Source organism: Nostoc sp. CENA543 (assembly GCF_002896875.1).
Lineage (GTDB): Bacteria > Cyanobacteriota > Cyanobacteriia > Cyanobacteriales > Nostocaceae > Trichormus.
Map to the genome: position 1 here is coordinate 5,890,256 of NZ_CP023278.1, position 26,034 is coordinate 5,916,289.

Consider the following 26,034-nt stretch of genomic DNA (forward strand, 5'->3'; position numbering starts at 1 on the left):
GTTTAGCTCTTAACAAGAATATTCTGTACTGCTTCAACTGTTTAGGGTTCAAAGCCCACAGGACGAACAACTAAATGCCGATGGGGTTCTTTGCCACGACTAAAGGTTTCTATATCAGTTAATTCTTGAAACAAGGTGTGGACAAAGCGTCTTTCCGCAGAACTGAGGGATCTAATTTCCACTTCTTGACCTGTGGAACGGACTTGTACAGCTACGGCTTCCGCTATTGCTTGAATTTCAGCTTGTCTTTTCACTCGATAGCCATTCAATTCCACAGTGTAAGAGGCTTGTCCGGCTTCTGATTGGTTGATGTTCAGCGTGGAATTAGCCAGATATTGAATTGCATCCAACACTGAACCGTCAGCACCAATCAGAACGCCTATTTGCTCTGGGGTAAGGTTGGTTTCGTCAATTGTCAACCAGTAGCTATCTATGGCTGGGGAATCTTCTTCTAGAGAATGAGGCGTTTCTACACTACCTCTAATCTCTGTTGATATCCCCGTGAGTTCCAGCAGTGATTTTAACCACTGCTGACCTCGCTGCATGGGAATATTGCTCATCTATTAACCTGTGGTCTTTTTCTTGGAACTTTTTGGCTCAAAAGGTAAGGTCTTTTGTGCCGCCACCGCTTGTTTTTCTTGGGTGTCTACGATTTTTTGTAGTTCCTCTGGTAAGGGTTCACGAGAGAGGATGTAAGTTTGCAGGGTTTGGAAGATATTTCCAATCACCATGTACATCAAAACCCCAGCCGGCAAGGGGAAGAACAAGAACATCCCAGAGAAGATTACAGGGGTGACTTTGTTAACTGTATCCTGTTGGGGATTGCCACCACTAGAGTTCTGCCCAGAAAGCATTTGGCTGACGTAGAGGCTAATACCAAAGAAAATAATCATCGCCACAATATCCCAGTGGACTGTTCCGTCTGGGTCAATTGCTCCGACTCTACCCAAGGCATCAATGAACAGGAAGCCTTTATCTGCGGCTAAACCAGGAATTGTCCCTTGAATGGTGACATCGCCTGGCTGTAGAGCTTCTATGTTGCCCTCTGCATCGATTTTGATTCTGTCTTCCCCTTTGGTAATTTTCCATTCGGGGATTAACTTGGTGTCTGGGTGTTCTGCCAGCAGTGCTGGGAATGGCTTACCTTCAAGGGTTTGGTATTGAATCTTGGTGTTTTCCCCTACTGTTAACTTGTTACCACTAGGGAGAATCGCTGTAACTTTGACGTGTTCTCCATCAGCCACATAAATGTTCTGAGGAGGAGTCACAAAGGCTTGGGGTTGAATTCGTTCGATTTGTTCGGCGGGGAGGATTTGCAGGTTAACAGAATAGTTAACTCCCGCAAATGGTGAACCCCTCAAAGTAGCAAATAGTGCTAACAGGACTGGCATTTGCAGTAAGAGTGGCAAACATCCTGCTAAGGGGTTGCCAAATTCCTTCTGCACGTTCATCATTTCTTCCTGCTGCTTTTGCGGGTCGTCCTTGTAACGTTCTTTAACTTCCGCCATCCGCTTTTGCATCAGAGGTTGTACAATTCGCATCCGCCGCATACTGCGAATTGAACCAGCACTCAGGGGGTAGAGCGCGAAGCGGATTATCAATGTCAAGGCAACGATCGCCAATCCATAGCTAGGCACAATACTATAGAACAAGTCTATGATTGGCAGCATGACGTTGTTTGAGAGAAACCCGATACCAAAATCCATTATTCTGAATTCAACCTGAGTTACTGTAAATTGATCTGAATCTAATTTATCTAAAAAAGGGAGAGTAGGGAGTAGGTAGTTGTGAGTGCTGAGTGCTGAGTGCTGAGTGTTGAGTGAAATTTCTCACTCTGCACTTGATCCTCTTGACTCAACACTAATTTTTCCCTGTTCTCTACTGGGGTGTGTATTGAGGATTTTTGGCAGCAATTCTTTCGTTGATGTAGTCGTAAACTTCACGAAAATTAGGGATTGCCCGCATTTCTAAACGGCTACCATTTCTTAAGGTGACTACCATGTCTCCCCAAATACCGACTCCACGGGGAACTTTGACAATTTTGACAATTTCTGAGTAAATTACGTCAGAGCGATCGCGTCCCATCCAGCCACCCATAACAGATATTCTGCGATCGGTGATGCGGTAACGTAACCACAAGGCTCTCACTATTGCACCAACTGTAAGTGGTATACCAACCACAGTAAAGCCAATCAGGATATTTAAAATTAAATCCCCAATGTGGGGGCCGCCTTCATAATAAACTTCTTCACGAATGCCCATTTAATACCTCGGCTTTTGCCAACAACTGCTCTAATTCTTGCAGAAATTGTTGGCTTCCGCACTCATCTCCTGCTGCTGTTGGTTTGACAATTAACACCAATCTCCATCCTGGTGCTATTTTCGGCAACAGTTGTTGCAATGCTGCCGTAATTTGACGCTTGATGCGGTTACGCACCACTGCTTTTTTACTCACTTTTGTGCTAACTGAAATGCCTATTTTCGTACTGGTGAGATGGTGGCATTCAGTCCCTATAGAGTTTTTAGGGGCAGTAGCCAAAGAAGACTCTTTGGCAGATGACGGTTTCAAAGCTCTCAAAGTTAAATGAGAACTGTATCGCCGCATTCCTTCTCGGAAAACTGCCTGAAAATCTTGACGGGATTTTAATCGATGTGCTTTCGGCAAGGCCACAGCTTAAAATGCCCTAAACGGTCAAACGATGCCGTCCTCTTCTTCTTCTAGCTCTGATGACGTTTCTACCATCAGGGGTTCGCATTCTGGCACGAAAGCCGGAAGTTCTTTTTCTCTTGCGGTTAGTTCCGCCCAGAGTTCTTTGCATACTATTCTCCTCGTAGGTGATTTTTATAAAAAGTCACAATCTAAAAATATATCATAGTCATTAGTCATTAGTCATTAGTCATTAGTCAATAGTTTAGAGATGGCTTATGGTACTTTTGTACGAGTGAGTTTAAACAAGCTATCTGTTTTTCAACGTGAGTATCTACCAAAACTCGCCCCTACTCACTGTTGACTATTGATTGTTGACTATTGATTGTTGACTATTGATTGTTGACTATTGACTATTGACTATTGACTATTGACTAATGACTATTGACTAATTAACTAATTGTCAAAATCCAAGAACCGATGTAGCGCAGTAATGGTAAATCTCCTGGAGAGAGAATTTGACAGTTGAAATAATATGTACCGCCAGAGGATGGATTGCGAACGTTGGAAAATACTAACTCGACTCTGCTACCTGCTGGTACGGGTTCTTCGGGGAAAATTTCAATTAAACCGCTTTCTTTATTCCATTTGACTTCCGAAAGGGGGACTTTCTTTCCTCTAACTCTGACTTCAATTTTTTTAGTATCAAAACTACCTTTGTAGTAGTTAGGATAAGTCACAGCAAATTGCGCTGCTGCTAGTTTCATGTTTTGGGCGGGAATTCTCAGTATGTATCTATCTATGCTACTTGTCTGTCCGCCAAAGTCTAAACGGAAGGGTAGCTGGTTTTCCCGCTTAACGCCGCTAAACAGTACAAATCCTTGACCTTGTGCCAATACCATAGTCGGTAAGCCAGTAAGTACACAGCCAGTCAAGGCTAAAACGGAAAGTAAACGGCGCATAATTCTAACTCCTCCACCAGAGAATGATGTGTAATTGGGGTTTTCGTAACTAAACTTTACTATTGCTTTGCTCAAAAAAGACGTAACTTAGTAAGGAAAGTGCCTTTTACGTGCAGAGGACTAGAGATAAGACAGGGAAGAAGGCAAAAGATGTTTCTGATATTGCAGCTTTGTAACTCAATCTAGTCAGTAAATTTATCTATTCTATGGGTATTGTAACATCCATTCATAATTGGTCATTTAGCACCAAATCTCATTGTTAAGTACGAATATTCTGCTTTTATCTCTATATTTCTGGACTCTAAGTTTTAAATCCATACAAATACTGTAGAGATTTTGATTGTGTTGCTAAATATGTATAAGTGTATCTTAATTTAGGTTTTTTGTTATAAAAATTGAGCGATGTAATTAGCGATCGCCTGTTAAGTTGGGATAAGTTGATCAAAATAGACTCACAGATTAATCAATAATCATTGAAAACTATTGCCAAAATACCGAAATCAATAATTAAAGTTTTGTTGCAGATTGCGAGATGTCATCAAAACGAGAATTTTCCATTTCAGATCCCTAAAAAAAACTAAAGACATCGAGATAAAATTGCAGATTAAAACTAAGATTTGCACTAAGTAAAGCAATTGGTATCTATCAGTAAAGGTTAAGATTTGTCAGCATTAAAGTTGAACTTAATCTGGCATAAAGGTAGGAAATAAAGGGAAGTTAAGGTTTTAATTCTAACAAAAAAGCCACAACTTATAGTTGAAGGCAGTAGTTATGATTTAAATCCATAGTTAATTGCAACAGTTGCAGATTGTGCAGAGATTAGGTATTTATCTCCAGGAGATTTCATGAAAATAGCAGTTGCTAAAGAAATAGAAGTTTGTGAACGGCGTGTAGCATTAAATCCTGATACCGTTGGGCGATTAGTTAAGCAAGGTTTGGAAGTTTGGGTGGAAGCAGGCGCAGGAGAAAGATCATTTTTCAGTGATGCAGCCTATGCAGCCGCAGGAGCTAAAATTATTGAGCATCCTGAACAATTATGGGGCGAAGCCGATATTTTATTGAAAGTTAGTCCTCCTCAAACACGAGAAGACGGGCGTGCAGAAGTTGACTTTATGCACGAAGGGGCGGTGTTAATTAGCTTTCTGAATCCTTTAGGAAACCCAGTCGTAGCGCAGCAGTTAGCTAATCGGCGGGTAACGGCTTTGAGTATGGAGTTAATTCCACGCACCACTAGGGCGCAAAGTATGGATGCTTTATCTTCTCAAGCTTCCTTGGCGGGTTATAAATCAGTGTTAATTGCTGCCGCCGCCTTACCGAAATATTTTCCGATGCTGACAACAGCCGCAGGCACAATTGCCCCAGCCAAAGTATTTATTATGGGGGCTGGTGTGGCAGGATTACAAGCGATCGCCACTGCTAGACGTTTGGGTGCAGTGGTAGAAGCCTTTGATATTCGTCCGGCTGTCAAAGAGGAAGTGCAAAGTTTAGGCGCGAAATTCGTAGAAGTGCAGCTAGAAGAAGAAACAACCGCCGCCGGTGGTTACGCCAAGGAAATCTCAGAAGCTAGCAGACAACGTACCCAAGAAGTTGTCACCGAACATATCAAAAATGCGGATGTAGTAATTACTACTGCCCAAGTACCAGGGAAAAAAGCACCACTGCTAGTGACTGCGGAAATGGTAGCACAGATGAAACCTGGTTCTGTGATTGTCGATTTAGCCGCCGAACAAGGTGGAAACTGTGCTTGTACTGATCCTGGTAGAGATATTGTCTGGAATGGTGTCACTATTATCGGGCCGATTAATCTCCCTTCATCCATGCCAGTCCACGCCAGCCAACTCTATGCCAAGAACTTGACATCTTTGTTGCAACTCTTGATTAAAGACAAAGCATTAAATGTAGATTTTGCTGACGACATCATTGATGCAGCCTGCATCACCCACGCTGGAGAAATTCGCAATCAACGCGTTAAAGATGCGCTACAAGATGCAGTGTTGAGGTAACGGGAATAGGGCATGGGGCATGGGGCATTGGGCATTGGATGAACATCTCACCCCTAAACCCTTACACCTTTATACCCTTACACCCCTAAAAAATAAGGAGATTGCAATGACAGAGGCATTAATTGCGGCTTTGTTTGTATTTGTATTGTCATCTTTCATCGGTTTTGAAGTCATCAATAAAATCCCACCAACGTTACATACTCCCCTGATGTCAGGCTCAAATGCCATTTCGGGGATTGCTGTGATTGGGGCGATAGTCGCAGCCGGAGAAAGAAGCACCAATCTATCTGTAATTCTCGGTTTAATTGCGGTGATATTAGCGACAGTCAACGTCGTTGGTGGCTTTCTGGTGACTGACAGAATGTTGCAAATGTTCAAGAAAAAGGAGGTTAAAGCGTGAGCGACTTTTTACCAACTGGGATTCAGCTGACGTACTTAGTCGCTGCGTCTTTATTTATTCTGGGGTTGAAAAAACTCGGTTCTCCTGCCACTGCACGCAATGGTAATGTGATTGCGGCGGTGGGAATGCTGCTGGCGATTGTCGCTACAATGCTCGACCAGCACGTATTGAACTATGAGATGATTTTGTTAGGCTTGGCGATTGGTTCGGCAATTGGTGCGATCGCAGCTTACAAAGTCCAAATGACAGAAATGCCCCAAATGGTGGGTTTACTCAATGGTTTAGGCGGTGCAGCTTCCGCATTAGTTGCGGTGGCTGAATTTTGGCGATTTTTGGATACTGGCGCGCCTGTACCTTTAGATGTCAACATTTCCATGTTATTGGATGTGTTAATTGGTGGTGTCACCTTTACAGGTAGTTTTCTCGCCTTCGCTAAACTGCAAGGATTAATTAGTGGTTCGCCAATTACATTTCCCCTACAACAACCATTTAACCTGTTGTTATTGGGTGCTTATGTCGCGGGTAGTGCCTACCTCATCATCACACCAGATAATTTACCTGTATTCTTAGCAGTTGTTACCGTCTCTCTAATTTTAGGTGTGATGTTCGTCATCCCCATTGGCGGTGGCGATATGCCCGTTGTAATCTCCCTGTTAAACTCCTTATCAGGTATTGCGGCGGCGGCTGCTGGTTTTGTGGTGATGAATAATATGTTAATCATCGCCGGTGCGTTAGTAGGGGCTTCTGGTATCATCCTCACGGAAATCATGTGTAAAGCCATGAACCGTTCCCTCTTCAGCGTACTGTTTAGCGCGTTTGGTTCGGGAGGTTCTAGTGCGGCTGGTGGTGCGGCGGCTGGTACAACAGATCACACCGTCCACAGTATTGATCCCGAAGAAGGGGCAATGATGTTGGGTTATGCTCGTTCTGTGGTGATTGTTCCTGGCTATGGGATGGCTGTAGCCCAAGCACAACACAGTGTGAGAGAATTGGCAGACCAATTAGAGCGTATGGGTGTTGATGTTAAGTATGCCATTCACCCTGTCGCGGGCAGAATGCCGGGACACATGAATGTTTTGTTAGCTGAGGCGAATGTGGCGTACACCCAGTTGTATGACATGGAAGATATTAACCCTCAGTTTGAACAAGCAGATGTCGCTTTAGTCATTGGCGCAAATGATGTAGTCAATCCGGCGGCGCGTAGTGATGTTAATAGCCCTATTTACGGTATGCCGATTTTAGAGGTAGATAAGGCAAAACACACCATTGTAATTAAGCGCGGGATGAGTGCAGGTTTTGCTGGTGTAGATAATGAGTTGTTCTACAAAGATAAAACCACAATGCTGTTTGGTAGTGCAAAAGATATGGTGTCTAAGTTGGTTGCGGAAGTGAAGCAACTTTAGATAGCTAAGAATAATAATTGATAGCTTTGCTTGCCTTGGGGGTGTGATACCTCTGAGGCAGTTTTTTTATAGATAGTTAAAAAACTCCTGTGGTACTAATGTGAGTTCACCAGATTTAAACCGAGAGATATCTATCCATAATGCTGTATGTTGATGATTTTCGCCTTCAGAAAATACTAGACTTTCTAGTTGATAAAATCGAGAATCGGCAAAATCACACTGATATAATTGAATAATTTCATGTCCTGGCTGACCGTCGTATGTAAATATATTTTCTATACAACCTAAGTAGTGAATATTAGTTAAATCAGCTTGAATTTCTTCTTGAAATTCTCGTTTTAATGCTTCTAAGCTAGTTTCGCCAAAGTCAACACCACCGCCAAGGGCTCGGTAAAATGTAGATTGTTTTACAGGGTCATAACCTTCAGAGACAAAAATTCTCTCATCATCTCGAATTAGCCCCAAGGCTATAACCCTAATATCACGTTTCTTGCCCATTTTTGTAGTTAATTATCGTAAATAGAGTAAGCACGACTTTCACTATCTTCGACAGGCCAATCTTCATTTTCTCCGCCGATATATAGGGATTCCAGAGTGACGTATTCTTCACTAAGTTGAGTTAGTGCATTAATCAGAATATCTAAAGCGATCGCATCACTCGTTCCCAAGTCAAACCAACAACGTCCCCACTGTCCTTCATACTCAAATTCGCCCATATTGTGCATGAGAGCTAATAAGCTTTTGTCATAACCTTGGGAATCATAATCCATATAGCTGATATCTAATCCAGTTTCTTGAACTTGCAGATTTTCAGCATTAAATGCGCCTAATTTTCCCAAGTAAAACCAGGAGTTAAATACTTCTTCTATATACTGTTTTTCTCGTTCAGAAGGAACAGTGGTAAATTTCAACCAAATCCAAACATCAAAGGGGTTAAATTCACGAAATTGGATGTGCATATTAGTCAATAGTCAATAGTCAATAGTCAATAGTCAATAGTTTTTTCCCCTGCTCCCCTGCTTCCTCTGCTACCTTCAAATACTTTTTAAACTGTTAACTGCGCCGTCGCGTTCGCGTTCTATTTGTCTAACTAAATCTTTGGGGAGTTGGGATTTCTTGGCTAAGGCTTTGTCGAAGTTAGAAATCGCTTCTTGAATTAGTTGCTGGTTTTTGCCTTGTCTTCCTTGTTCTCTGAGAATTTGAGCTTTTAGATAATACAACTCTGGGTTGTCTGCTGCAACTTTTAGGGCGCGGTTGGCGTAATTTAAGGCTTGGGGGTACTGCTTTAAGTCACGGTAAGCGATCGCAATTCCGCGATTTGTTAAATATTCGGGTGCGGCGTTCTTTTCTAAACGTTCAATTGCGTCATCTGGATCTGCAAAGGGTAAACTTACAGATAGCATCAAATCCATGTAACCCTTGATTAAATTCAGTTCTGGGTCTTGGGACGAAATCGCCTCTGCTTGATTGAGGTATTGATACACTTGTCTAAGGCGGCTTAAGGCTTTGGGTGCGCCTTTGATTGTCCCTTCACGCGTCAAAATCACGCCACCTTCTAAAAAATGACCGACAGCTATGTAAATATTCCCCCTTAATTCGTTAGTAGCCAGCAATTTGCTTCCTGCTTCTAGGGTTTTCTTACTGTAATTATCTAGTCCTATTAAATCTCCATTCATGTAAGCTAGAGATGCCTTCATGGCATAGACTAAAGGCTCATCTGACTCGCTCGATGCTGCTTGTTTAAGATAACGCTCGGCGGTTGGGTAATCACCATTGAAGAATACTGCTTTAAAAGCAGCCTCCGTGTTTTTGCCAATGTTATGGGGTTGATTAGCGCGGAAGGGATCGCCGGCTAAACTAGGATTTACCCCCAGATTGAGGGCGATCGCTACGCCTAAAGTCGCCTGCATTAGTCTAGTAAAGAGGGAAAATCTCAGCATTGGGGGAAAAAAGAAAATTTTAGTCATTATCAGCCTCAGAAAAATTGCGGTTTAAATAGTTCGATATGTTACTTAGAATATTGAAAATATGTAACTAAAAATCGCATCTTTGATATGGCTAAAACACTCTCTCCAAAAAGACTGTCATAATTTTTTCAAGTTCCCATATTGGTTGTAGCTATTACTTATGAATAAAATTGCCACAATAGGAAACAAGCGGATTTTAACTGTTAAATTTGAATTTATTTATAATACTTGGATTTATCCATAATTTACTCCCAATCCCCACTTCCCAATCCCCACTCCCCAAGCAACGCCAAATTTTTGGTAATCTTAACAAATGCTCTATCTCAGAAATTTAACTTATCATCCCACAGCTTGCCCTACAGCAATTCTGAAATCCATTAATTTGGAGTTACCCACCCAAAAGCTAGGATTGATTATTGGCCCTAGCGGTTCTGGTAAAAGTACCCTACTAGAGATTTTGTCTGGACTAGCTGAACCCACATCAGGCGCAGTTTTTTGGCGAGAACAAGAACTCATTTCCGAACAGCTACAACAGTTAGCTGGCCTAGTTTTTCAGTTTCCAGAACGCCATTTTTGTGGCGGGACAATTTTGGAAGAATTGCGTTTAGGACATCCCGAATTAGGGACTGAACGAGTGAGACACGCCCTAAGCGAAGTAGGATTAGAGCATTTATCCCTATCCGCCGCACCTCACGCCTTAAGTGGAGGACAGCAACGCCGTTTAGCCTTAGCCGTACAATTAATTCGCCAACCCAATTTATTATTATTGGATGAACCCACAGCAGGCTTAGATTGGTCAATGCGTCGCCAACTAGTAAGTTTATTAGCAAAACTCAAACAAGACTGGACATTGTTAGTAGTAACACACGACGCAGGTGATATGCTGGCGATCGCAGATTATTGCTGGACACTCAATCACGGTGAATTAGAATCCGTAGATCCGGCTGTATTGGAGGCTAAAGTAAAAGAACCTCAAGCCGCAGTGTAAGTTGGGGAATGGGGACTGGGGACTGGGTGGACAAGGTGGACAAGGTAGACAAGGTAGATTTTACCTCAATGCCCAATGCCCCAGGACTAATGACTAATGACTAATGACTAATGACTAATGACTAACTCATTGCCAACAATGGCAGAAATTTGGCAGCAAACTCTCAATTGGCAACCTACTGATGAACAGCAAGCGCGTTTTCAGCAGTTATATGAATTAATCCTTGAAGGGAATCGTCAGTTAAATTTAACTCGCATTACTGAACCGCAAGAGTTTTGGGAAAAGCATCTTTGGGATTCTTTGCGGGGAATTGCACCACAGCAAAAATTTATTTCGTCTCTGGAAACAAGTGCATCTGTCATTGATATTGGTACAGGTGCAGGTTTTCCTGGTGTGCCTATAGCAATTGTTACACCTAATTCTCAAATTACACTTTTAGATTCCACCCGCAAAAAGATTACTTTTATTGATAAAATCCTGAGTGAATTAGGAATTAATCATGCTCAAACTATTGTGAGTAGAGCCGAAGAAATTGGTCAGCAACCACAGCACCGAGAAAAGTATGATATAGCCTTAATTCGTGCTGTTGGTAATGCTTCAGTTTGCGCTGAATATACTTTGCCTTTACTCAAACAAAACGGTTTAGCAGTAATTTATCGCGGTACTTGGACAGATGAAGAAACCACAGCTTTGCAAGATGCGGTTAAGCAATTAGGTGGTGAGATTGAGTCAATAGAACAGTTTTTTACACCTCTAAGTAATAGCATTCGTCACTGTTTATATTTACGAAAAATAACAATCACACCTGCTAAGTTTCCCCGTGCTGTTGGTGTACCAACTCAAAAACCATTATGATTTGAGTTTGCTGAAGTTAAGATTATGCTGATCAAAGAAAAGCATTAGACCAGTGCAGAATAATTCCATATTTGCACAAGTATTTTTTCTTGCTTACGCCGACGCTCAAACATATCGAGAATTGAATATGTACAGAAGGTAGTCAAATCACGAGATAAGTCTAATTGGATAGTTGCTGGTCTTCCAGGTAATTCCAATAAAACTTTAGATTCTCCAGTAGCTATATCAAGAGACTTTACCTTACCTTCTAGTCCACAAGAAAGTAAAATATTGCGTTGCCAATCAAATGCAATATCATAAGTTCTTGCCATTCGATTAGGAGGGTCATCGAAAGTAACAACTTCACTAGAAGTTGAAACAATGGAAAGAGGTAATTTTCGTTGTGAAGATAAAACCTCATTCCACTCAAAAACTCGCACTCCTTGACCCATAGCACATAGTAACCAATTGCCATCTGGGCTGAAGTCCATTTTCACAATCATTTCGTTAGGATCAAAACTGTTTACGCCTTCACCTCGTTGGACACTAGCCATCCATGCTGCCATATCAAATGCTGCGGTTTCTAGGAATTTAACTACCTTTTGAGTATTCAAATCAATAATGGCTAATTTTGATCCTCCTTCATCAGCCAATAAATAACGACCATTAGGATGAATTGCAATTTTAGAACCATGTCCAATTTTAATTATGGCAATCTGTTCTAAATTCTTAATAGAAGTCACGATAATTTCACCCTCTGAACGACTAATTAATATTTCCTCATTGGGAGTAAATTGAAGACCATTAGTAGCACGAATATGAGGAATTATTTGCAGCAATTGTTTGTTTTCTAAATCATATAGAGTTGCTTGCCAAGATCCACTAGCATGACCTACAGCTAAAAATTTTCCAGATGGGCTAACTTGCATGACATAAGGATTTTCTTCTATCGGCAAATCAATATTTACTGGTTCATTATTCCAAGGCGCAGTATATTGTTTCATTTCTAGAGGTTGATTTCCTAGTCCACTCCAACTTATGAAAAAACCACCTACATTATCGGGGGTAGAAATTGGCGTATTTGGAAAATACCCACTTTGAGGAGGACTTGGAACTGTCAATAATAAAATACCTGCTTTCTTTAATGTGGTAAAAGCGTCATCTATCTTGGCTTTTTCTCTCTGCTGTCGTGCTAATTCAATTGCGGGGTCTGGAATGTGAACAAATTCTGACCACCGTTCAATTTCTTCATTATCTTCATCCTGAAGATATTCATAACAAGTTTCCGCATTTTTGACGTTGAAAAGTTTAGCAAACCAGTAAAATTTGCTAGCAGCTTCAAACACTTCATCATAAGGTAATTCGCTGATATCGTCAGAGTTTGCACCGACTTCTAACTGTCGCCAGATTTCTAAACTTCTTTGAGTCAGTTCTTCCCATTCCTCCTGAGAAGAAACTGTCAAAACTTCAGCAATATGTGCAATTGTTATGTCCTGATTTGGTAGTTCAGTTAGTAAATCAGCAAATACTTCTGGCTGACCACGTAATTTTTCACTTTCTTCTTGGGGTATATCACCAAAATATTCTGGGTCTGAACTATATTGATCAATTAATTGATGATTTCTGTAATATTCATAATAGAAAAAATCATCATGATAAAGGCTCAGATTAAGTATATGACCTGGAAACTGTTGAGCGATCGCCCTAGCAACCGTAGGGTCTTGTCCATTCTCTGAAGCATAGACACTAATCCAACCGTTAATACAGGGAGAAATTAAAAATTTGAGTTTCTTTTCTTGTATTGACAGATGTTTAATAATCTCGATAATTTGCTCAGTATCGGTTGAGCGAATATGAATTGAGCCATAATATCTACCCATAGGATTTTCCTAGAATCCGTGACTATCTTAGTCTACCCATGATGAAAATATTCAGTAGCATCTATTCAGGTAAGATTGTTATGTTAATTCATCTAACTTAATATACAGATAAATGTAGTATAAATCCTGGTAATACATCTTCACCTAATAATTCTGTAGGTAAATTTTGTAATTCTACTGCTTTTCCTAGACGATAAATTTCTACTTGCTGCTGTTGAGGATTAATCAACCACCCTAATTTAACCCCTGCATCCATATATTCTTGCATCTTCTGACGGAGGGTTTCTAAATCATCGGTTGCTGACCTTAATTCAATTACAAAATCCGGTGCAATGGGGGGAAATCTGCGTCTTTGTTCAGGAGTTAATGCTTCCCATCGTTGCTTTTGAATCCAGGCGACATCAGGAGAGCGATCGCTCCCGTTTGGTAATTTAAATATAGTAGAAGAACTAAAAGTATAACCAAGTCCCGTTTGTCGATTCCAAATTCCTAAATCGATAATTAAATCTGCCTCACGATTGCCACTTTCACCGCCTGCAGGTGGCATAATAATTAACTCTCCCTTAGCTGTGCGCTCAAATTTTAATTCCTGGTTATTTTGACATAGTTGATAAAATTGCTCATCTGTAAGATGAACAGTTTCTAGTTTTAATCTCAAAGGACTAATAACCATATAAATAACCTAGTTCGATTGTGTTTTCTTGAGAATTTATGAACCTAATAATTCATCTACAGTGACATTAAACCCTGTGAGTACAGTTTGAGTTTTCACAACTTCACCAGAAATAAACACTAGTCGCTGATTTTTAGTAATAACAATAATCCAGCGATTTTCAGGAAAAACTAACCAAACTTCTTCACAACCAGATTGCAAATATTCTTGAGATTTAGCAATCATATCTTCTGCTAAATCTGTAGGGGAAATAATCTCAGCTATTAAAGGAAAGCTTTGGGGTAAAACAGCAGGTTCACCATACTGCTGCATCAATTCTGGAGTTAGATAAGCCACATCAGGACGGCGACCTTGTTTATTGGTCAGACAAGGTACTTCTGTATATACTTCTCCGCCTTGTCCACTAGTTTCTTTGTAATTTCTCCAGTAAGTAGCTACTTTTGCTTGTATGCGGCTGTGTTTTAATGTCACTTCTTCTTTCTCCAGTAATTCCCCATTTACCCATTCTGTACCTTCTGGGGGACTTTGTAGCCAATTTTCTAGGGAATAATCAGTGGGAATATTTTCTTTAATGGGAGTAATAACCATGACTTTTTATACTCATGAGAAGTATATTTTCATGATAATTTATCTTTAGGTTGTCCATCTGATTTTAAATTTTAAATTTTTGTAGGATGGTGAAATTTCATCCTCATAGTTAACAGAAATTAACTGAAATATTTGCTAACTGCATCAGCAAATTCAAAAAATTTAAGTAGTTCTACGGCTGCTTCAAGTAACATTGCTAAATCGTAGGTGGATTGACGGTTAGCGATCGCATCTTCTCAACTTAGCTGTATCAAGCAGGCGATCGCTATTACTGTACAAGTCTATACCAAGTCGCCAGCAGTAAAAATTACATATTTATCTGGTGACATTAGTATAATTTGTGTATTATTGAAATAACTCTTGTCAGGCAAATATCTTCTTCAATAAGACTTAACAAGAAATCATGGAACTTTTTAAAGTATATTCACGTAATCAAGCATCGATTATTTTGACATTAATTACTGTCATAGTTGCAGCAACAATTACAACTATAGACACCCCTAGCTATGCTCAAAGCACAACCTTTTATTGTGGCAAGAGTAAAGGTCTACCAGTCACATTTGCTCGAACACAAGACGGGAGAAAATTACCTGTGATTCGTTGGACTTCCAACAATTATTTTCCACCACCTTGGACTGCTCAACGTCGATGCGTGGAAGTATCCCAGAGATTTCAAAGAAGCTATAACAACAGGACACTAAAATATATTTCTAGTGGAATACTGAACAAACAACCAGTAGTTTGTGCTGGTATTAGCAAAGATACCGTTTGTACAAGTGATAATTTGTTATTTACCCTCAAACGAGGTGCAAACCCTAAAGCTGTAGTAACTAGGATATTAGACAATCGAGGGTTAGCAGATGGACTCGTTCACAGTGAAAGTGAAAGTGACGATATCACTGTTGATTTTGATCTATACCTTGAACGTGTAGAACCAGAGAAATAAACAATTTACCCCTGGATTGACTAATTTGATAAATTCCTGAAATAACAATAATTCTTCCTAACAATTGGCTTAATATCTTTAACCTTTTGGTGTTTACTCAATTAATTGTGGATTTAATATGAGTTGGCGCATCTTCAAGTTGATTACCTGTATTAGTGGGTTGTCAATTTTGCTTTCGGCTTCTACGACTGAGGCCTTTATCAATCCTGAACATCTTACTATTACACAACCTTTTACTCAATTAACAGCAGAACAGTTACATCAAAAGGCTAATAAAATTAGTGTAAAAATCCTCTCAACGGAATATTTGGGTACAGGGATAATCCTCAGTGAAAAAAAATCAGTCTATACAGTATTAACTAATGCCCATGTTTTAAGAGCAGATAAGCCTCCCTATCGAATTCAAACAGAAGATGGTAAAACTTATCCAGCAAATATGCTAAAAAAAGTAAATTTTCAAAATTACGATTTAGCATTACTGCAATTTACTAGTAGTAAAAAAACTTATCATACAGCAAGTTTTGGTGCCTCTCCTAAAGTGGGAGATGAGGTGTTTATTGCAGGATTTCCTTCTACAGAAGAAACAGAGAATATCAGCTTCACATTTATTAGTGGTAAAGTCTCCCTTATCTTAACAAAAGCTTTAGAAGGTGGTTATCAAGTAGGATATACCAATCGCTTGGAAAAGGGTATGAGTGGTGGTGCTTTGTTGAATAATCAAGGTGAAGTGGTTGGTGTCAACGGTTTACACGCTTACCCTTTATGGGATATACCTTCTGTATTTATTGATGGCTCACAGGCTGAAGAACAATTACATCAGCAAATTACACAATTGAGTTGGGCTGTGCCAATGGATAAAATTGTATCAATGATGCCGCCATCTGATAAACCCCAAACCGTGAAATAAAAACTACATATCATTAAATATAATTATAAACTTGCTTAATTCTAGGATGATATGACATATGCAATTTTGAGGCAGGAGACAAAATAATGAAATTGCATTACATACTGTCAAGCACACTAACAAGTATCTCAATTATCCTGTTATATCAACCAGGAGCGAAAGCAATTTGTAGTAATAATCAAGTAGATGCGATCGCTGAAAAAGTTACTGTATTAATTGACAGTTCAAAACCAGGTTCTGGGGTAATTATTCAACATCAAGGAAACACTTATACAGTTTTGACTGCTTATCATGTAGTTAAAGACCGGAATCTGAAGTATGAAGTAGTTACACCAGATAAGCAACGCTATCAACTTAACTATCAGACAGTAAAACGTTTAGCCAATCATATTGACTTAGCAATTGTACAGTTTAATAGTAACAGCAATTACCTCAAAGCCAAGATTGGGAATTCGGATCTAATTAAAAGACGCAGTAAAGTTTATGTAGCTGGTTTTCCTGTTAAAACAGCAGGGGTAAGAGTATCTATTTACGATTGTCGCAACGGCGAAGTTATTGCAAATACATCTCAGGAATCTCCAGGAGATGGCTACACTTTGATTTATGACAATCCCACCTTACCAGGGATGAGTGGTGGGGGAGTGCTGAATTCTCAAGGAGAAGTAATCGGGATTCATGGGCAAGGCGAAGCTGCCAAGAATGTCGAATTTGATCGGATAAATCCTAGTATTGGTACTGTGAAATCAGGTAGAAATGCAGGTATTCCCAGCCGTATTTTTTTGCCATTATTAGCCAGAATGGGCGTAGATGTAGAACTAAGTACATCAAGAATAGAACTACCAGGAAATCCAACAATCGACAGGTTGAATGAATTATTAGTTCAAGGTAATTGGCAGGAAGCTGATGAAGAAACAAAGTGGCTGATGTTACGCATGAGTCAAACTAATGGGGTGCTAAATGAGCAAGGTATCTCTCGATTATCTTGCAGCAATCTTAGCCAAATTAATCATTCCTGGATGACGAACAGTCAAGGGAGATTTGGCTTTTCTGTCCAAGCACGAACATGGAAAAATTTATTTGGCAACAAATTTGAATCTACTAATAAGTATTTTGAGAGTTTTGCTACTGAAGTTGGTTGGCGTTATCGCGGTAGATTCTTATCAAGTAGCCAAACTAATTATTCCTTAAATGCTCCTGTTGGACACCTTCCTAGATCATTTTTAGATGGGCCGATTTGGGGACGATTTATTGCGTATCTAGATACTTGCAAGATATAATAAATACAAGTAGTTATTTACTAAATAAATCTCCAGAAACTATTATTCACATAAGTCAAATATGCACCGTAAATCACATTATTTATCTAAATTTTTCAAGATATTTATACTATCAACTCCCTTATTAATGACTCAATCTTTGCCTAGCTTGGCGCAATCTTTACCTACTAGCGCAGAAGTTGGTTTTGAAGTAGAAGGTCAATCAGAACTCAATCAAATAGTTTTACCTTTATTTAGGTATGTGGGTGAATGTCCTAGCTCGGAAACTTATATAGGTAAAGTTAAAGCCTGGTTTACATCTTCAACTGAACCACCAAAAGTTGGTAGAAGAGTAATTATCAGAAACATTTCCAGGGGAATGTCTCCTGATAAATTTCCATTCACTGACAGGGATTATAGTAATGGAAGAGCTTCCGAATCAACAGAAATAACTTTCGGCACTAAGCATCGTAATAGTGTATTTGTTGTCAAAGGTAAGGAAAATGAATTTGAATATGAGATTAGGCAAGATAATTCAGTAATAGAAAGGGGAGAATTTACTGCTTTTGTGAGAGGTAGTTCTACAGTTTCTGAAATTACCAGAAATAAAATAGAAGTGGATAAAGGATACTGTAGAGTCGATGCCCTTTTTTGTCCTAGAAATCAATGGGTATCAAATAAAGTACGCAGGTGTCCTGGCGAAAATTAAGACTAATTTCACAGGGAATCTTCACAAATTTAAGGAATGGACATTTGTGATCAACCAGTTTGTTGAAGATTTGGTTAGTCTATTACTGTGCTAGCTAAATATTCAACAAATTATTTTTGTTAACTTTATAAAAACTTTATAAATTCTAGAAAAGAATCGAAAAGATGGGTAGGTAGTTTTAAATGAAGTGAACCCAACATAGACAAGATTTTGACAGATTGATTTGAAAAACGAAATTCAATCTACATTTGTAGTAATTATTTTTTGAATTGGCATTACTATATCAGTAGTATACAATATGCAAATTATGAGCAGCAAAGATTGTGCCAAACATCAGCCATAACATAATCTAAATTTATCCACATCTGACGTGTTTTTAAAAGCTAATTAATCTCTAAAGATGTCAACATATTTTGTACTTCTCCAATGAAACTGTTATAATCACCCAATTTAGCTGTATAAGTAATTGTATATGCTTGATTACCTTTAACTAGTAAAAATTTGTGTATTTTTAAATTAGTTTTATTATCCTTGCCAGTCAAAACTAACTGAGTTACTGTGTTTTTACCTATCTGTGTGTTCTTCTCTTCAAGTATATTTGCTGCTTCTAGAGTTTTTTTGATTTCTTGTTTAGTTTCATTTTGAAAGCTTTTCAATCCTCCAGAATACTGCTCAATTCTAATTGTAATTTTCTCTAAAAATTTATCAGAATTATTTTGTTTGGGCGAAATAAAATTAACTATTTCTTTAGTGATTATGTTATTCACATCTTCCTTTTGCCAATCTCTTGGGTATTTTAGCTTGATGCCATATTCATGATTTTCATATGTCAGTAAATCTTTGGGCTGGCTCATATAAATATAGGCAATTATTAAAACAATTCCGGCACTCATGATGATGCCTATTGTTTTAGGTAGAAACTTAATAAAATTAGAATGATTTTTAACGGGATGTGATGATTTAAGATTAACAGTTTGATGTTGCGTTACTGTTTTACCAGAACTAGATAAACTTTGAATTGCTTGCAGTGCTGAACCTGCGGACTGATAACGCTGGCGAAAGTCATAACGCACCATTTTATCTAAAATGTCCCCTAGTTTTTTGCTAACGTTGGTGTGCTTGCGCCAAATTATTTGACCTGTTTTAGAGTCTTCTTCTAATTCATCAGGCAATAAACCTGTGAGTGCTTGAATACCAATTATGCCTACAGCATAAATATCGCTACTCAGTTGTGGCTTACCCTTTTCCTGTTCTCTTGGCATATAGTTGCGTGTACCAGCCACGGTGGGATTTCGCTGACTTTGAGTTTTGAGGGTAGTATTATCCATTTCTTTGACAATACCAAAATCAATTAAAACTATTTTCTGATCTGAGGTACGTCTGCGAATGTTATCAGGTTTTAAATCGCGGTGAATTACTTTAGATTCATGTACAAATGCTAAAACTTCTAAAATTTCTTGTAAAAGTTTAATTACCTGATTTTCTGTCAGTGGTTTTTGCTTAGGAGGTAATTCTTCAGTGATGTCATGACCTACAATTAGTTCCTGAACTATATAGGATTCTTGATTTTCGGTGATGTGTGCTAAAAGTCGAGGAATTTGGTCATGATTGCCTAATTGTTTTAGTGTCTTTGCTTCTCGCTCAAATAACTCTTTTGCCTTGATTAAAGTATTGGGATCATTACTTAATGGCGTGAACTGCTTGACTATGCAATGCGGATGTCCAGGTATATCAATATCTTTGGCTAAAAAGGTCGTTCCAAATCCTCCTTGTCCTAAACGCTGGATAATTTCGTAACGTCCTTTAATAATCTTGCCCATAAGATTCACCCTCACCTTCTCTTCAGAAAGTCACTGTTGACTCCTGTCTGGTTCATTGTGGCACACAATACCAAAGAAGATGGGAAAAAATATGCTTTTACGTGATATCTGAATAGTAAATTAAAAAGATTAGCCAATCACTTCCTTAATCATTAAAGTGATGAGTTGTTATTAAGGATGAGAAAATATATCAAATAAGTATTTTGGGCTTGATTCATCTCCATAGCCTTCGGAAAAGCTATTTTATCTGGTAAATATCTCTGATTGGGATGCTCCCCAAAAATATGGTTATAGGGCGGGATGTTCCCGCCACTAAAATTAACCGAAATGTTTGATAATTGCGTCAGCAAATTCAGAACATTTGAGTGGTTCTACGGCTGGTTCAAGTAATCTAGCTAAATCGTAGGTAACTTGACGGTTAGCGATCGCCTCCCCTAAACCTTTCTTAATCAGGTCTGCGGCTTCTTGCCAACCCAAATATTCCAACATCATCACACCCGATAAAATCACCGAACCTGGGTTAATTTTGTCTAATCCGGCGTGTTTGGGTGCTGTCCCGTGGGTAGCTTCAAAAACGGCGCAAGCATCGCCAATATTCGCGCCAGGCCCCATTCCTAAGCCACCAACAATGGCAGCAGCCGCATCAGACAAATAATCACCGTTTAAGTTCATTGTCGCCAGAATCGAATATTCATCTGGTCTGGTTTGGATTTGTTGGAAGATGCTGTCAGCAATCCGGTCATTGACCATGATTTTTTCTTTCCACTTGCCATTCCCGTGGCTTGACCAAATTGAGTTAAGAACTGTTTCTACTTCCTTGACAATTTGGGCTTTCTTCTCTTGGGTCAGGGCATCAAAACCAGGATCAATCAGACGGGCGTTTTCTTCTAGGGAAATATTGGCATTTTTCTCTTTGTTGCTGAGAATCCAAGATTCCCTTTCAGTGACGCACTCTTGGCGGAATTCGGTGGTAGCTAGTTCATAACCCCAATCCCGAAACGCGCCTTCGGTGTACTTCATGATGTTACCCTTATGCACCAGTGTTACCTGTTGCTTATGTTTGGGTAATGTCAAGGCGTGTTTGATGGCGCGACGCACCAGACGTTGTGAACCGGTTTTACTGATGGGTTTAATCCCTATACCAGCATCGAGAGGAATTTGCTTTTTCCCGTGTTCTGGGGTGGCGGGGATGAGTTCTTTGTTGAGAATGGAGATTAAGCGATCGCCAATTTCGCTACCTTGCTTCCACTCAATCCCCAAATAAATGTCCTCTGTATTTTCCCGATAAACAATCACATCTAGCTTTTCGGGGTTTTTGTGAGGCGATGGCGTACCAGCGTAATAACGACAAGGACGCACGCAAGCGTACAAGTCAAAAATTTGTCTGAGTGCCACATTCAAAGACCGGATACCACCACCCACAGGAGTGGTCAAAGGGCCTTTAATCGCCACACCATACTCCCTAATAGCTGTGAGAGTATCTTCCGGTAAATACTGATAAGTACCGTATAAATCGCAGGCTTCATCACCAGCGTAAACCTTAAACCAACTAATTTGACGTTTACCCTGATATGCTTTAGCTACCGCCGCATCTAGTACCTTTTGGGTGGCTGGCCAAATATCAATACCCGTCCCATCTCCGCGAATAAAGGGGATAATGGGATTGTCTGGTACAACAGGCTCACCATTTTTGAAGGTGATTTTTGCACCAGTTGTAGGGGGGTTAATCTTTTCGTACATACTTCACACACTCCACAAAGATACGCCGCCGGCGAGAAGATTCTTTTTGTCTAGGCTTGCAAATTTTACTGTAGATATTGGGGATTGGGGACTGGGGATTGGGGATTAGGAAAACTTCTTCCTTGTCTTCCCTGACACCCTTATACCCTTACACCCTTACACCCCTATCTTCTTGATGAGCAGACTTTCCCCCTATTTCCCTTGTACAGCATTTAGGGATTCCAGTACAGGTTGCAGTGAAACTGTCGCAATTTTGTACGATCAAAAATAGTAAACTACTTTTCGCTATCACTGCTTGAATAGATTAAAGCTAGATAGCCAATTGCTTTTTCACGCTTCCATTAACATGAGTAACAGCATGACAGACCCAATGATTGTATCAAGCACTGGTAATGAGATTGATTCCCTAAGAGAAAAGTTAATCGCTGGGTCTATCCAAGTCCAACAACAGATCATCCCACAGTTAGCTGCTTTAGGTAATGAGGGATTGAATGTGTTAATGGAGTTTTTATTGCAACGTCGCGATCGCCCAGCGACTTGGATTGATGGCAAAGCTTACCATTGCCTTTACAACTGTGATGCACCCCAAGTCCAGGAACTTCTCCAAAATCACTTTCCTGAAGGCATTGTACCTCTAAAATCAGATGCAGGTGTGAATTACAATCCTTTGCAACAATTACTAGCTGCTCAAGATTTTCAAGCAGCTGATCTGATGACAATTCAAAAAATGTGTGAATTGGCAGGGGAGACGGCAGTGCAGAGAAAATGGTTATATTTTACCGAGGTAGATAGTTTTCCTTCAGTAGATTTACATACTATCAATAATCTGTGGATCGTTCATTCTGAGGGGAAATTTGGGTTTTCAGTCCAGCGTGAACTCTGGTTGAGTCTGGGTAAAAATTGGGACAATCTCTGGACTAAAATCGGCTGGAAAAGTGGCAACAATTGGACAAGATACCCCAATGAATTTACTTGGGATTTAAGCGCGCCTAGAGGACATTTACCACTTTCTAATCAATTGCGGGGAGTGCGTGTCATAGCTTCGTTATTCGCTCATCCTGCATGGTCTAAGTAATTTAGCAAAAATCGAGTTCATTATGCACAATACTGCCAAGCGAGAATTTTACGTAATTATTGAACGCGATGAAGACGGTTACTATATCGGAGAAGTACCACAACTCAAAGCTTGTTATAGCCAAGGAGAAACCATTGATGAATTAATGACGAATATTAAAGAGGTAATTGAACTGTGTTTACAATCTGAAAATAATGAAGTAATGCCTGAATTTATTGGTATACAAAAGGTAGTAGTTTAATGCCAAAAATGCCTATATTAACAGGAACGGAGGTGATAAAAACTCTTGAGAAAATTGGTTTTCAAGTAGTACGCCAGAAAGGTAGTCATGTCCAGATGGAAAATGAAGATGGACGCTTAGTAACTATTCCTGTTCATCCTGGTAAAACAATTGGTAAAGGTTTACTCCGCAAAATACTACGCGATGTTGAATTAACAAGAGAGGAGTTTATTGCTTTACTAAATTAATTTAAATAGGACAATTACCTTAGTCATAGCTAATTCCAAATATCAAATTGCATCATGGCAAAAGTTGTTTTAGAAGATATCAAGCGTAGATTTAACAACGTCACCGCCATTGAGGATATTTCTTTTGAAATTCCCGATGGTGAGTTTTGGGTGTTAGTCGGCCCTTCTGGGTGTGGGAAGTCTACAATTTTACGGACGATCGCAGGCTTAGAAACAGCCACATCTGGCAAACTCTATATTGGGGAACAGTTGGTGAATAATATCCCAGCTAGAGCGCGAGATGTGGCGATGGTGTTTCAAAATTACGCACTGTATCCGCACATGACGGTGGCGGAAAATATCGCCTTTGGGTTGAAAATGCGGAAAGTTGATCAGAAAATCATTCAAGATAGAGTGGTGAGTGTAGCGCGATCGCTCTCTTTAGAACCGCTTTTAGAACGTAAACCCAAACAACTCTCTGGTGGACAACAACAACGGGTAGCATTAGGGAGAGCGATCGCCCGTGAACCACAGGTATTTTTATTAGATGAACCACTGTCCAATTTAGATGCTCAACTGCGAGACGATACCAGAGCCGAATTAAAACAGCTACATCAAAAATTTGGTATCACCACAGTTTACGTCACCCATGATCAAGTCGAAGCCATGACTTTAGCTGACAAAATTGTGGTACTCAATCGGGGCAGAATTCAGCAAATTGGTGAGCCACAAACTATTTATGCTCGTCCAGCTAATCGGATGGTGGCAACATTTTTAGGTAGTCCACCGATGAATATTTTACCTGCAATTTATAAAAATAATTGTTTCGATGTCAGTGGGCAATTAATAGAAATTCCTGCATTTATTCAAGAGAAATTGCAGATTCCCCAGGGACAAAGTATTGATTTAGGTATTCGCCCAGAATACATGACTATTAGTGATGACTCAGGACTGTTAGTCGAAGTGAAGGTGGTAGAACCTTTAGGAAGGGAAACCTTAGTCCGTGCTGGTTTACCTGATACGACAACATTATTGAGTATTCAGGTAGAAGGAGATGTGCGGTTAAATCCAGGCGATCGCTTGCATTTACAACTCGATTTACATCAGTTATTTGTCTTTGATCCCAAAACCGGAGATAGGCTTTTTCCCCTAGATTAACTGGAATTTCATATTAACTATCAAATGCCTCTAGATACACATTCATATTAGAGGTAAACTTGCATCTGGCTATATTTAATTATTGTCCTTTGGATTTTTTAATAGCAAAACTAATACTGCTCCTGAAAGAATCCCACCAAACCAACCCCAGAGAGTATTTACTAATATCCACCAACCTGCTTGCTCAACATATCGCCGCAGTATCCACCATTGAATGATCCCCACAATAGGGCCTACCCAAAGTAGGGAATATTCAGGGAAAGAGCCAGTGATCAAAACAGCAATGCAAGTACCTAATGTAGTTCCTAATAACCACCATTTTTCTGAAATGGGGATGCGTCGCCGCAGAACTAACAATTGCATAAAACCGATGGTCAAACCCATCGTTGCGGCTACTGCTTGATAACTCAAGAGTAGGTTAAGAGGTTGTACAGTCATTTGAGCGATCGCGCCAAGAATCATCCCTCCAAATAAACCCAGAACATTCACTAACACCCATTGCAAATAAAAGCCTATCCCTACCTTGGGACTTTCTTTAGGAACAGCAGCTACACCAGGCGTAGATTGTTGGGGAATCTCTTGACGATATTGCAGGGGAACAGCAGGTGGAGGTGAATACAGGGGAGGTTCAGTATTAATAGGTTGTCGTTGGGAAGGATTACCAGGAAACGTTAGTGTGTATCCCGGATTAGTTGGTAGTTGTGTAGGTGCATAAGCTGCATTTCCCAACTGCTGTATTGCGGCTAAAGCTTCCACCGCCGACGGGTAGCGTTGACGAAAGTCATAGCGCACCATCATATCTAACACATTAGCTAAAGCTGGACTCACATTTACTAAGTGTCGCCACCTAATTTCCGCCGTTTGGATATCTTCTTCCATCTGGTGGGGTAACAATCCCGTTAAAGCTTGAATACCAATGATCCCCACAGCATACACATCACTGCTTAACCTGGGACTACCCCGACTCTGTTCACTCGGCATATAACCAGCAGTCCCAATACCCACAGTCATTTTAGTCACACCTTCACCAGTCACCACCTGCGTACTGATTTGTTTCACCGCCCCAAAATCAATTAGCACAACTTTGCCGTCACTATTGCGGCGAATCAGGTTTGGCGGTTTGATATCGCGGTGAATAACTTGATTTTGGTGAACGAAAGCCAGTGGTTGCAGAATATCTTGCAGCAGGGAGACTGTATATGCTTCACCATACTGTTTACCAGATGTGAGTTCATCACTTAAGGGATGACCATCAATATATTGCTGTACGAGGAAAAATTCTTCTTGTTCTTCAAAATGCGCTAATAGTTGGGGAATTTGGTCATGAGTCCCTAACTTGTGTAGTAATTGTGCTTCTGATTGAAATAACCGCCTAGCAACCTGTAATGTCATGGGATCAGTTGCCATTGGTTTAAGTTGTTTGACTACACAGAGACTGTCATAAAGCTTCGTGTCTTCCGAGATAAAGGTTTGTCCAAAACCCCCAGCCCCTAAGACTTTGGTGATTTTATATCGTCCATCGAGTAACTGACCCAACATATTAGGCAATTCGCACAGAAGAATGTTTGTATTTTAACCCCACTCCTAGATATGCCAACCTGTGACTATTTCGTAAACCATTAAAATAGTTA

Annotated in this window: 28 protein-coding genes; 13 read left to right on the plus strand and 15 right to left on the minus strand. The window is 39.9% G+C overall.

Features of this window, described 5'->3' with window-relative positions; translation table 11 throughout:
- Nucleotides 1–41: 41 nt before the first annotated feature.
- From CLI64_RS24680 to CLI64_RS24705, 6 genes are all read right to left on the minus strand, one after another.
- On the minus strand, nt 42–560 hold the full coding sequence (locus tag CLI64_RS24680) for a R3H domain-containing nucleic acid-binding protein (RefSeq protein WP_103139706.1): 519 nt from the start codon (nt 558–560) through the stop codon (nt 42–44).
- Nucleotides 561–563: 3 nt separating this feature from the next.
- Nucleotides 564–1,706, minus strand: a complete 1,143-nt coding sequence (gene yidC / locus CLI64_RS24685; protein WP_103139707.1) for a membrane protein insertase YidC — start codon at nt 1,704–1,706, stop codon at nt 564–566.
- A gap of 172 nt (nt 1,707–1,878) precedes the next feature.
- Nucleotides 1,879–2,262, minus strand: coding sequence for a PH domain-containing protein (locus CLI64_RS24690; RefSeq protein ID WP_103139708.1), 384 nt, complete (start codon nt 2,260–2,262; stop codon nt 1,879–1,881).
- Nucleotides 2,249–2,671: a ribonuclease P protein component gene (gene rnpA, locus CLI64_RS24695; protein ID WP_103139709.1), complete on the minus strand. Its 423-nt coding sequence runs from the start codon at nt 2,669–2,671 to the stop codon at nt 2,249–2,251. Before rnpA ends, CLI64_RS24690 begins: the two co-directional genes overlap by 14 nt.
- A 13-nt stretch (nt 2,672–2,684) precedes the next feature.
- Nucleotides 2,685–2,819, minus strand: a complete 135-nt coding sequence (gene rpmH / locus CLI64_RS24700; RefSeq protein WP_103139710.1) for a 50S ribosomal protein L34 — start codon at nt 2,817–2,819, stop codon at nt 2,685–2,687.
- Between the two features lie 280 nt (nt 2,820–3,099).
- The gene (locus CLI64_RS24705) at nt 3,100–3,609 is read right to left on the minus strand and encodes a DUF2808 domain-containing protein (protein ID WP_103139711.1); all 510 of its coding nucleotides are present in this window, start codon (nt 3,607–3,609) and stop codon (nt 3,100–3,102) included.
- 845 nt (nt 3,610–4,454) lie between these two features.
- Between CLI64_RS24705 and CLI64_RS24710 the strand changes: the two genes are divergently transcribed.
- The 3 genes from CLI64_RS24710 (at nt 4,455) to CLI64_RS24720 (ending at nt 7,415) form a co-directional block, all read left to right on the plus strand.
- A complete protein-coding gene (locus CLI64_RS24710; protein ID WP_103139712.1) occupies nt 4,455–5,612 on the plus strand; it encodes a Re/Si-specific NAD(P)(+) transhydrogenase subunit alpha in 1,158 nt (385 codons plus the stop codon).
- A gap of 106 nt (nt 5,613–5,718) precedes the next feature.
- Nucleotides 5,719–6,012, plus strand: coding sequence for an NAD(P) transhydrogenase subunit alpha (locus CLI64_RS24715; RefSeq protein WP_103140859.1), 294 nt, complete (start codon nt 5,719–5,721; stop codon nt 6,010–6,012).
- Nucleotides 6,009–7,415: an NAD(P)(+) transhydrogenase (Re/Si-specific) subunit beta gene (locus CLI64_RS24720; RefSeq protein ID WP_103139713.1), complete on the plus strand. Its 1,407-nt coding sequence runs from the start codon at nt 6,009–6,011 to the stop codon at nt 7,413–7,415. The genes CLI64_RS24715 and CLI64_RS24720 overlap by 4 nt, the downstream gene beginning before the upstream one ends.
- A gap of 66 nt (nt 7,416–7,481) precedes the next feature.
- Here the strand turns inward: CLI64_RS24720 and CLI64_RS24725 are convergent, their stop codons facing one another.
- From CLI64_RS24725 to CLI64_RS24735, 3 genes are all read right to left on the minus strand, one after another.
- Nucleotides 7,482–7,913 carry an NUDIX hydrolase gene (locus CLI64_RS24725; protein WP_103139714.1) on the minus strand — a complete coding sequence of 144 codons (432 nt, stop codon included), beginning with the start codon at nt 7,911–7,913 and terminating at the stop codon, nt 7,482–7,484.
- Nucleotides 7,914–7,921: 8 nt separating this feature from the next.
- Complete coding sequence (locus CLI64_RS24730) at nt 7,922–8,374, minus strand: DUF3531 family protein (RefSeq protein WP_103139715.1); 453 nt, start codon at nt 8,372–8,374, stop codon at nt 7,922–7,924.
- A gap of 75 nt (nt 8,375–8,449) precedes the next feature.
- Entirely contained in the window at nt 8,450–9,382 is a 933-nt protein-coding gene (locus CLI64_RS24735) for a Sll0314/Alr1548 family TPR repeat-containing protein (protein ID WP_103139716.1), read from the minus strand.
- Between the two features lie 313 nt (nt 9,383–9,695).
- Between CLI64_RS24735 and CLI64_RS24740 the strand changes: the two genes are divergently transcribed.
- Nucleotides 9,696–10,370 carry an ABC transporter ATP-binding protein gene (locus tag CLI64_RS24740; protein ID WP_103139717.1) on the plus strand — a complete coding sequence of 225 codons (675 nt, stop codon included), beginning with the start codon at nt 9,696–9,698 and terminating at the stop codon, nt 10,368–10,370.
- Between the two features lie 117 nt (nt 10,371–10,487).
- Entirely contained in the window at nt 10,488–11,225 is a 738-nt protein-coding gene (gene rsmG / locus CLI64_RS24745; RefSeq protein WP_103139718.1) for a 16S rRNA (guanine(527)-N(7))-methyltransferase RsmG, read from the plus strand.
- Between the two features lie 44 nt (nt 11,226–11,269).
- Here rsmG and CLI64_RS24750 read toward each other — a convergent pair whose 3' ends face one another.
- The 3 genes from CLI64_RS24750 to CLI64_RS24760 form a co-directional block, all read right to left on the minus strand.
- Nucleotides 11,270–13,084, minus strand: coding sequence for a WD40 repeat domain-containing protein (locus CLI64_RS24750; RefSeq protein WP_103139719.1), 1,815 nt, complete (start codon nt 13,082–13,084; stop codon nt 11,270–11,272).
- 97 nt (nt 13,085–13,181) lie between these two features.
- Nucleotides 13,182–13,757 (minus strand): Uma2 family endonuclease, encoded by a 576-nt coding sequence (locus CLI64_RS24755; protein ID WP_103139720.1) that lies wholly within the window; start codon nt 13,755–13,757, stop codon nt 13,182–13,184.
- 36 nt (nt 13,758–13,793) lie between these two features.
- Nucleotides 13,794–14,345 (minus strand): Uma2 family endonuclease, encoded by a 552-nt coding sequence (locus tag CLI64_RS24760; protein ID WP_103139721.1) that lies wholly within the window; start codon nt 14,343–14,345, stop codon nt 13,794–13,796.
- Between the two features lie 403 nt (nt 14,346–14,748).
- Between CLI64_RS24760 and CLI64_RS24765 the strand changes: the two genes are divergently transcribed.
- The 4 genes from CLI64_RS24765 (at nt 14,749) to CLI64_RS24780 (ending at nt 18,163) form a co-directional block, all read left to right on the plus strand.
- Complete coding sequence (locus tag CLI64_RS24765; RefSeq protein WP_103139722.1) at nt 14,749–15,291, plus strand: COP23 domain-containing protein; 543 nt, start codon at nt 14,749–14,751, stop codon at nt 15,289–15,291.
- A 118-nt stretch (nt 15,292–15,409) separates the two neighbouring features.
- A complete protein-coding gene (locus CLI64_RS24770) occupies nt 15,410–16,198 on the plus strand; it encodes a serine protease (protein ID WP_103139723.1) in 789 nt (262 codons plus the stop codon).
- Between the two features lie 86 nt (nt 16,199–16,284).
- Entirely contained in the window at nt 16,285–17,475 is a 1,191-nt protein-coding gene (locus tag CLI64_RS24775) for a GUN4 domain-containing protein (protein ID WP_103139724.1), read from the plus strand.
- A gap of 127 nt (nt 17,476–17,602) precedes the next feature.
- Nucleotides 17,603–18,163: a hypothetical protein gene (locus CLI64_RS24780; protein ID WP_103139725.1), complete on the plus strand. Its 561-nt coding sequence runs from the start codon at nt 17,603–17,605 to the stop codon at nt 18,161–18,163.
- A 383-nt stretch (nt 18,164–18,546) separates the two neighbouring features.
- On the opposite strand, the gene CLI64_RS24785 is transcribed toward CLI64_RS24780, so the two are convergent.
- Entirely contained in the window at nt 18,547–19,983 is a 1,437-nt protein-coding gene (locus tag CLI64_RS24785; protein ID WP_103139726.1) for a serine/threonine-protein kinase, read from the minus strand.
- Nucleotides 19,984–20,301: 318 nt separating this feature from the next.
- The gene (locus CLI64_RS24790) at nt 20,302–21,723 is read right to left on the minus strand and encodes an NADP-dependent isocitrate dehydrogenase (protein WP_103139727.1); all 1,422 of its coding nucleotides are present in this window, start codon (nt 21,721–21,723) and stop codon (nt 20,302–20,304) included.
- Nucleotides 21,724–22,081: 358 nt separating this feature from the next.
- On the opposite strand from CLI64_RS24790, the gene CLI64_RS24795 reads away from it, so the two are divergent.
- The 4 genes from CLI64_RS24795 to CLI64_RS24810 are packed head-to-tail and all read left to right on the plus strand — an operon-like array spanning nt 22,082 to nt 24,403.
- Nucleotides 22,082–22,798: a GUN4 domain-containing protein gene (locus tag CLI64_RS24795; protein WP_103139728.1), complete on the plus strand. Its 717-nt coding sequence runs from the start codon at nt 22,082–22,084 to the stop codon at nt 22,796–22,798.
- Between the two features lie 22 nt (nt 22,799–22,820).
- Nucleotides 22,821–23,039 (plus strand): type II toxin-antitoxin system HicB family antitoxin, encoded by a 219-nt coding sequence (locus tag CLI64_RS24800; RefSeq protein WP_103139729.1) that lies wholly within the window; start codon nt 22,821–22,823, stop codon nt 23,037–23,039.
- Complete coding sequence (locus CLI64_RS24805) at nt 23,039–23,266, plus strand: type II toxin-antitoxin system HicA family toxin (protein ID WP_103139730.1); 228 nt, start codon at nt 23,039–23,041, stop codon at nt 23,264–23,266. Before CLI64_RS24800 ends, CLI64_RS24805 begins: the two co-directional genes overlap by 1 nt.
- A gap of 54 nt (nt 23,267–23,320) precedes the next feature.
- A complete protein-coding gene (locus CLI64_RS24810) occupies nt 23,321–24,403 on the plus strand; it encodes an ABC transporter ATP-binding protein (protein ID WP_103139731.1) in 1,083 nt (360 codons plus the stop codon).
- 75 nt (nt 24,404–24,478) lie between these two features.
- On the opposite strand, the gene CLI64_RS24815 is transcribed toward CLI64_RS24810, so the two are convergent.
- Complete coding sequence (locus tag CLI64_RS24815) at nt 24,479–25,942, minus strand: protein kinase (protein WP_103139732.1); 1,464 nt, start codon at nt 25,940–25,942, stop codon at nt 24,479–24,481.
- Nucleotides 25,943–26,034 lie beyond the last annotated feature (92 nt).

Coding starts and splice junctions, on each gene's coding strand:
- CLI64_RS24680 (WP_103139706.1), bottom strand. CDS start 560: ATGAGCAATATTCCCATGCAGCGAGGTCAGCAGTGGTTAAAATCACTG.
- yidC (WP_103139707.1), bottom strand. CDS start 1,706: ATGGATTTTGGTATCGGGTTTCTCTCAAACAACGTCATGCTGCCAATC.
- CLI64_RS24690 (WP_103139708.1), bottom strand. CDS start 2,262: ATGGGCATTCGTGAAGAAGTTTATTATGAAGGCGGCCCCCACATTGGG.
- rpmH (WP_103139710.1), bottom strand. CDS start 2,819: ATGCAAAGAACTCTGGGCGGAACTAACCGCAAGAGAAAAAGAACTTCC.
- CLI64_RS24705 (WP_103139711.1), bottom strand. CDS start 3,609: ATGCGCCGTTTACTTTCCGTTTTAGCCTTGACTGGCTGTGTACTTACT.
- CLI64_RS24710 (WP_103139712.1), top strand. CDS start 4,455: ATGAAAATAGCAGTTGCTAAAGAAATAGAAGTTTGTGAACGGCGTGTA.
- CLI64_RS24715 (WP_103140859.1), top strand. CDS start 5,719: ATGACAGAGGCATTAATTGCGGCTTTGTTTGTATTTGTATTGTCATCT.
- CLI64_RS24725 (WP_103139714.1), bottom strand. CDS start 7,913: ATGGGCAAGAAACGTGATATTAGGGTTATAGCCTTGGGGCTAATTCGA.
- CLI64_RS24730 (WP_103139715.1), bottom strand. CDS start 8,374: ATGCACATCCAATTTCGTGAATTTAACCCCTTTGATGTTTGGATTTGG.
- CLI64_RS24735 (WP_103139716.1), bottom strand. CDS start 9,382: ATGACTAAAATTTTCTTTTTTCCCCCAATGCTGAGATTTTCCCTCTTT.
- CLI64_RS24740 (WP_103139717.1), top strand. CDS start 9,696: ATGCTCTATCTCAGAAATTTAACTTATCATCCCACAGCTTGCCCTACA.
- rsmG (WP_103139718.1), top strand. CDS start 10,488: ATGACTAACTCATTGCCAACAATGGCAGAAATTTGGCAGCAAACTCTC.
- CLI64_RS24750 (WP_103139719.1), bottom strand. CDS start 13,084: ATGGGTAGATATTATGGCTCAATTCATATTCGCTCAACCGATACTGAG.
- CLI64_RS24755 (WP_103139720.1), bottom strand. CDS start 13,757: ATGGTTATTAGTCCTTTGAGATTAAAACTAGAAACTGTTCATCTTACA.
- CLI64_RS24760 (WP_103139721.1), bottom strand. CDS start 14,345: ATGGTTATTACTCCCATTAAAGAAAATATTCCCACTGATTATTCCCTA.
- CLI64_RS24765 (WP_103139722.1), top strand. CDS start 14,749: ATGGAACTTTTTAAAGTATATTCACGTAATCAAGCATCGATTATTTTG.
- CLI64_RS24770 (WP_103139723.1), top strand. CDS start 15,410: ATGAGTTGGCGCATCTTCAAGTTGATTACCTGTATTAGTGGGTTGTCA.
- CLI64_RS24775 (WP_103139724.1), top strand. CDS start 16,285: ATGAAATTGCATTACATACTGTCAAGCACACTAACAAGTATCTCAATT.
- CLI64_RS24780 (WP_103139725.1), top strand. CDS start 17,603: ATGACTCAATCTTTGCCTAGCTTGGCGCAATCTTTACCTACTAGCGCA.
- CLI64_RS24785 (WP_103139726.1), bottom strand. CDS start 19,983: ATGGGCAAGATTATTAAAGGACGTTACGAAATTATCCAGCGTTTAGGA.
- CLI64_RS24790 (WP_103139727.1), bottom strand. CDS start 21,723: ATGTACGAAAAGATTAACCCCCCTACAACTGGTGCAAAAATCACCTTC.
- CLI64_RS24795 (WP_103139728.1), top strand. CDS start 22,082: ATGACAGACCCAATGATTGTATCAAGCACTGGTAATGAGATTGATTCC.
- CLI64_RS24800 (WP_103139729.1), top strand. CDS start 22,821: ATGCACAATACTGCCAAGCGAGAATTTTACGTAATTATTGAACGCGAT.
- CLI64_RS24805 (WP_103139730.1), top strand. CDS start 23,039: ATGCCAAAAATGCCTATATTAACAGGAACGGAGGTGATAAAAACTCTT.
- CLI64_RS24810 (WP_103139731.1), top strand. CDS start 23,321: ATGGCAAAAGTTGTTTTAGAAGATATCAAGCGTAGATTTAACAACGTC.
- CLI64_RS24815 (WP_103139732.1), bottom strand. CDS start 25,942: ATGTTGGGTCAGTTACTCGATGGACGATATAAAATCACCAAAGTCTTA.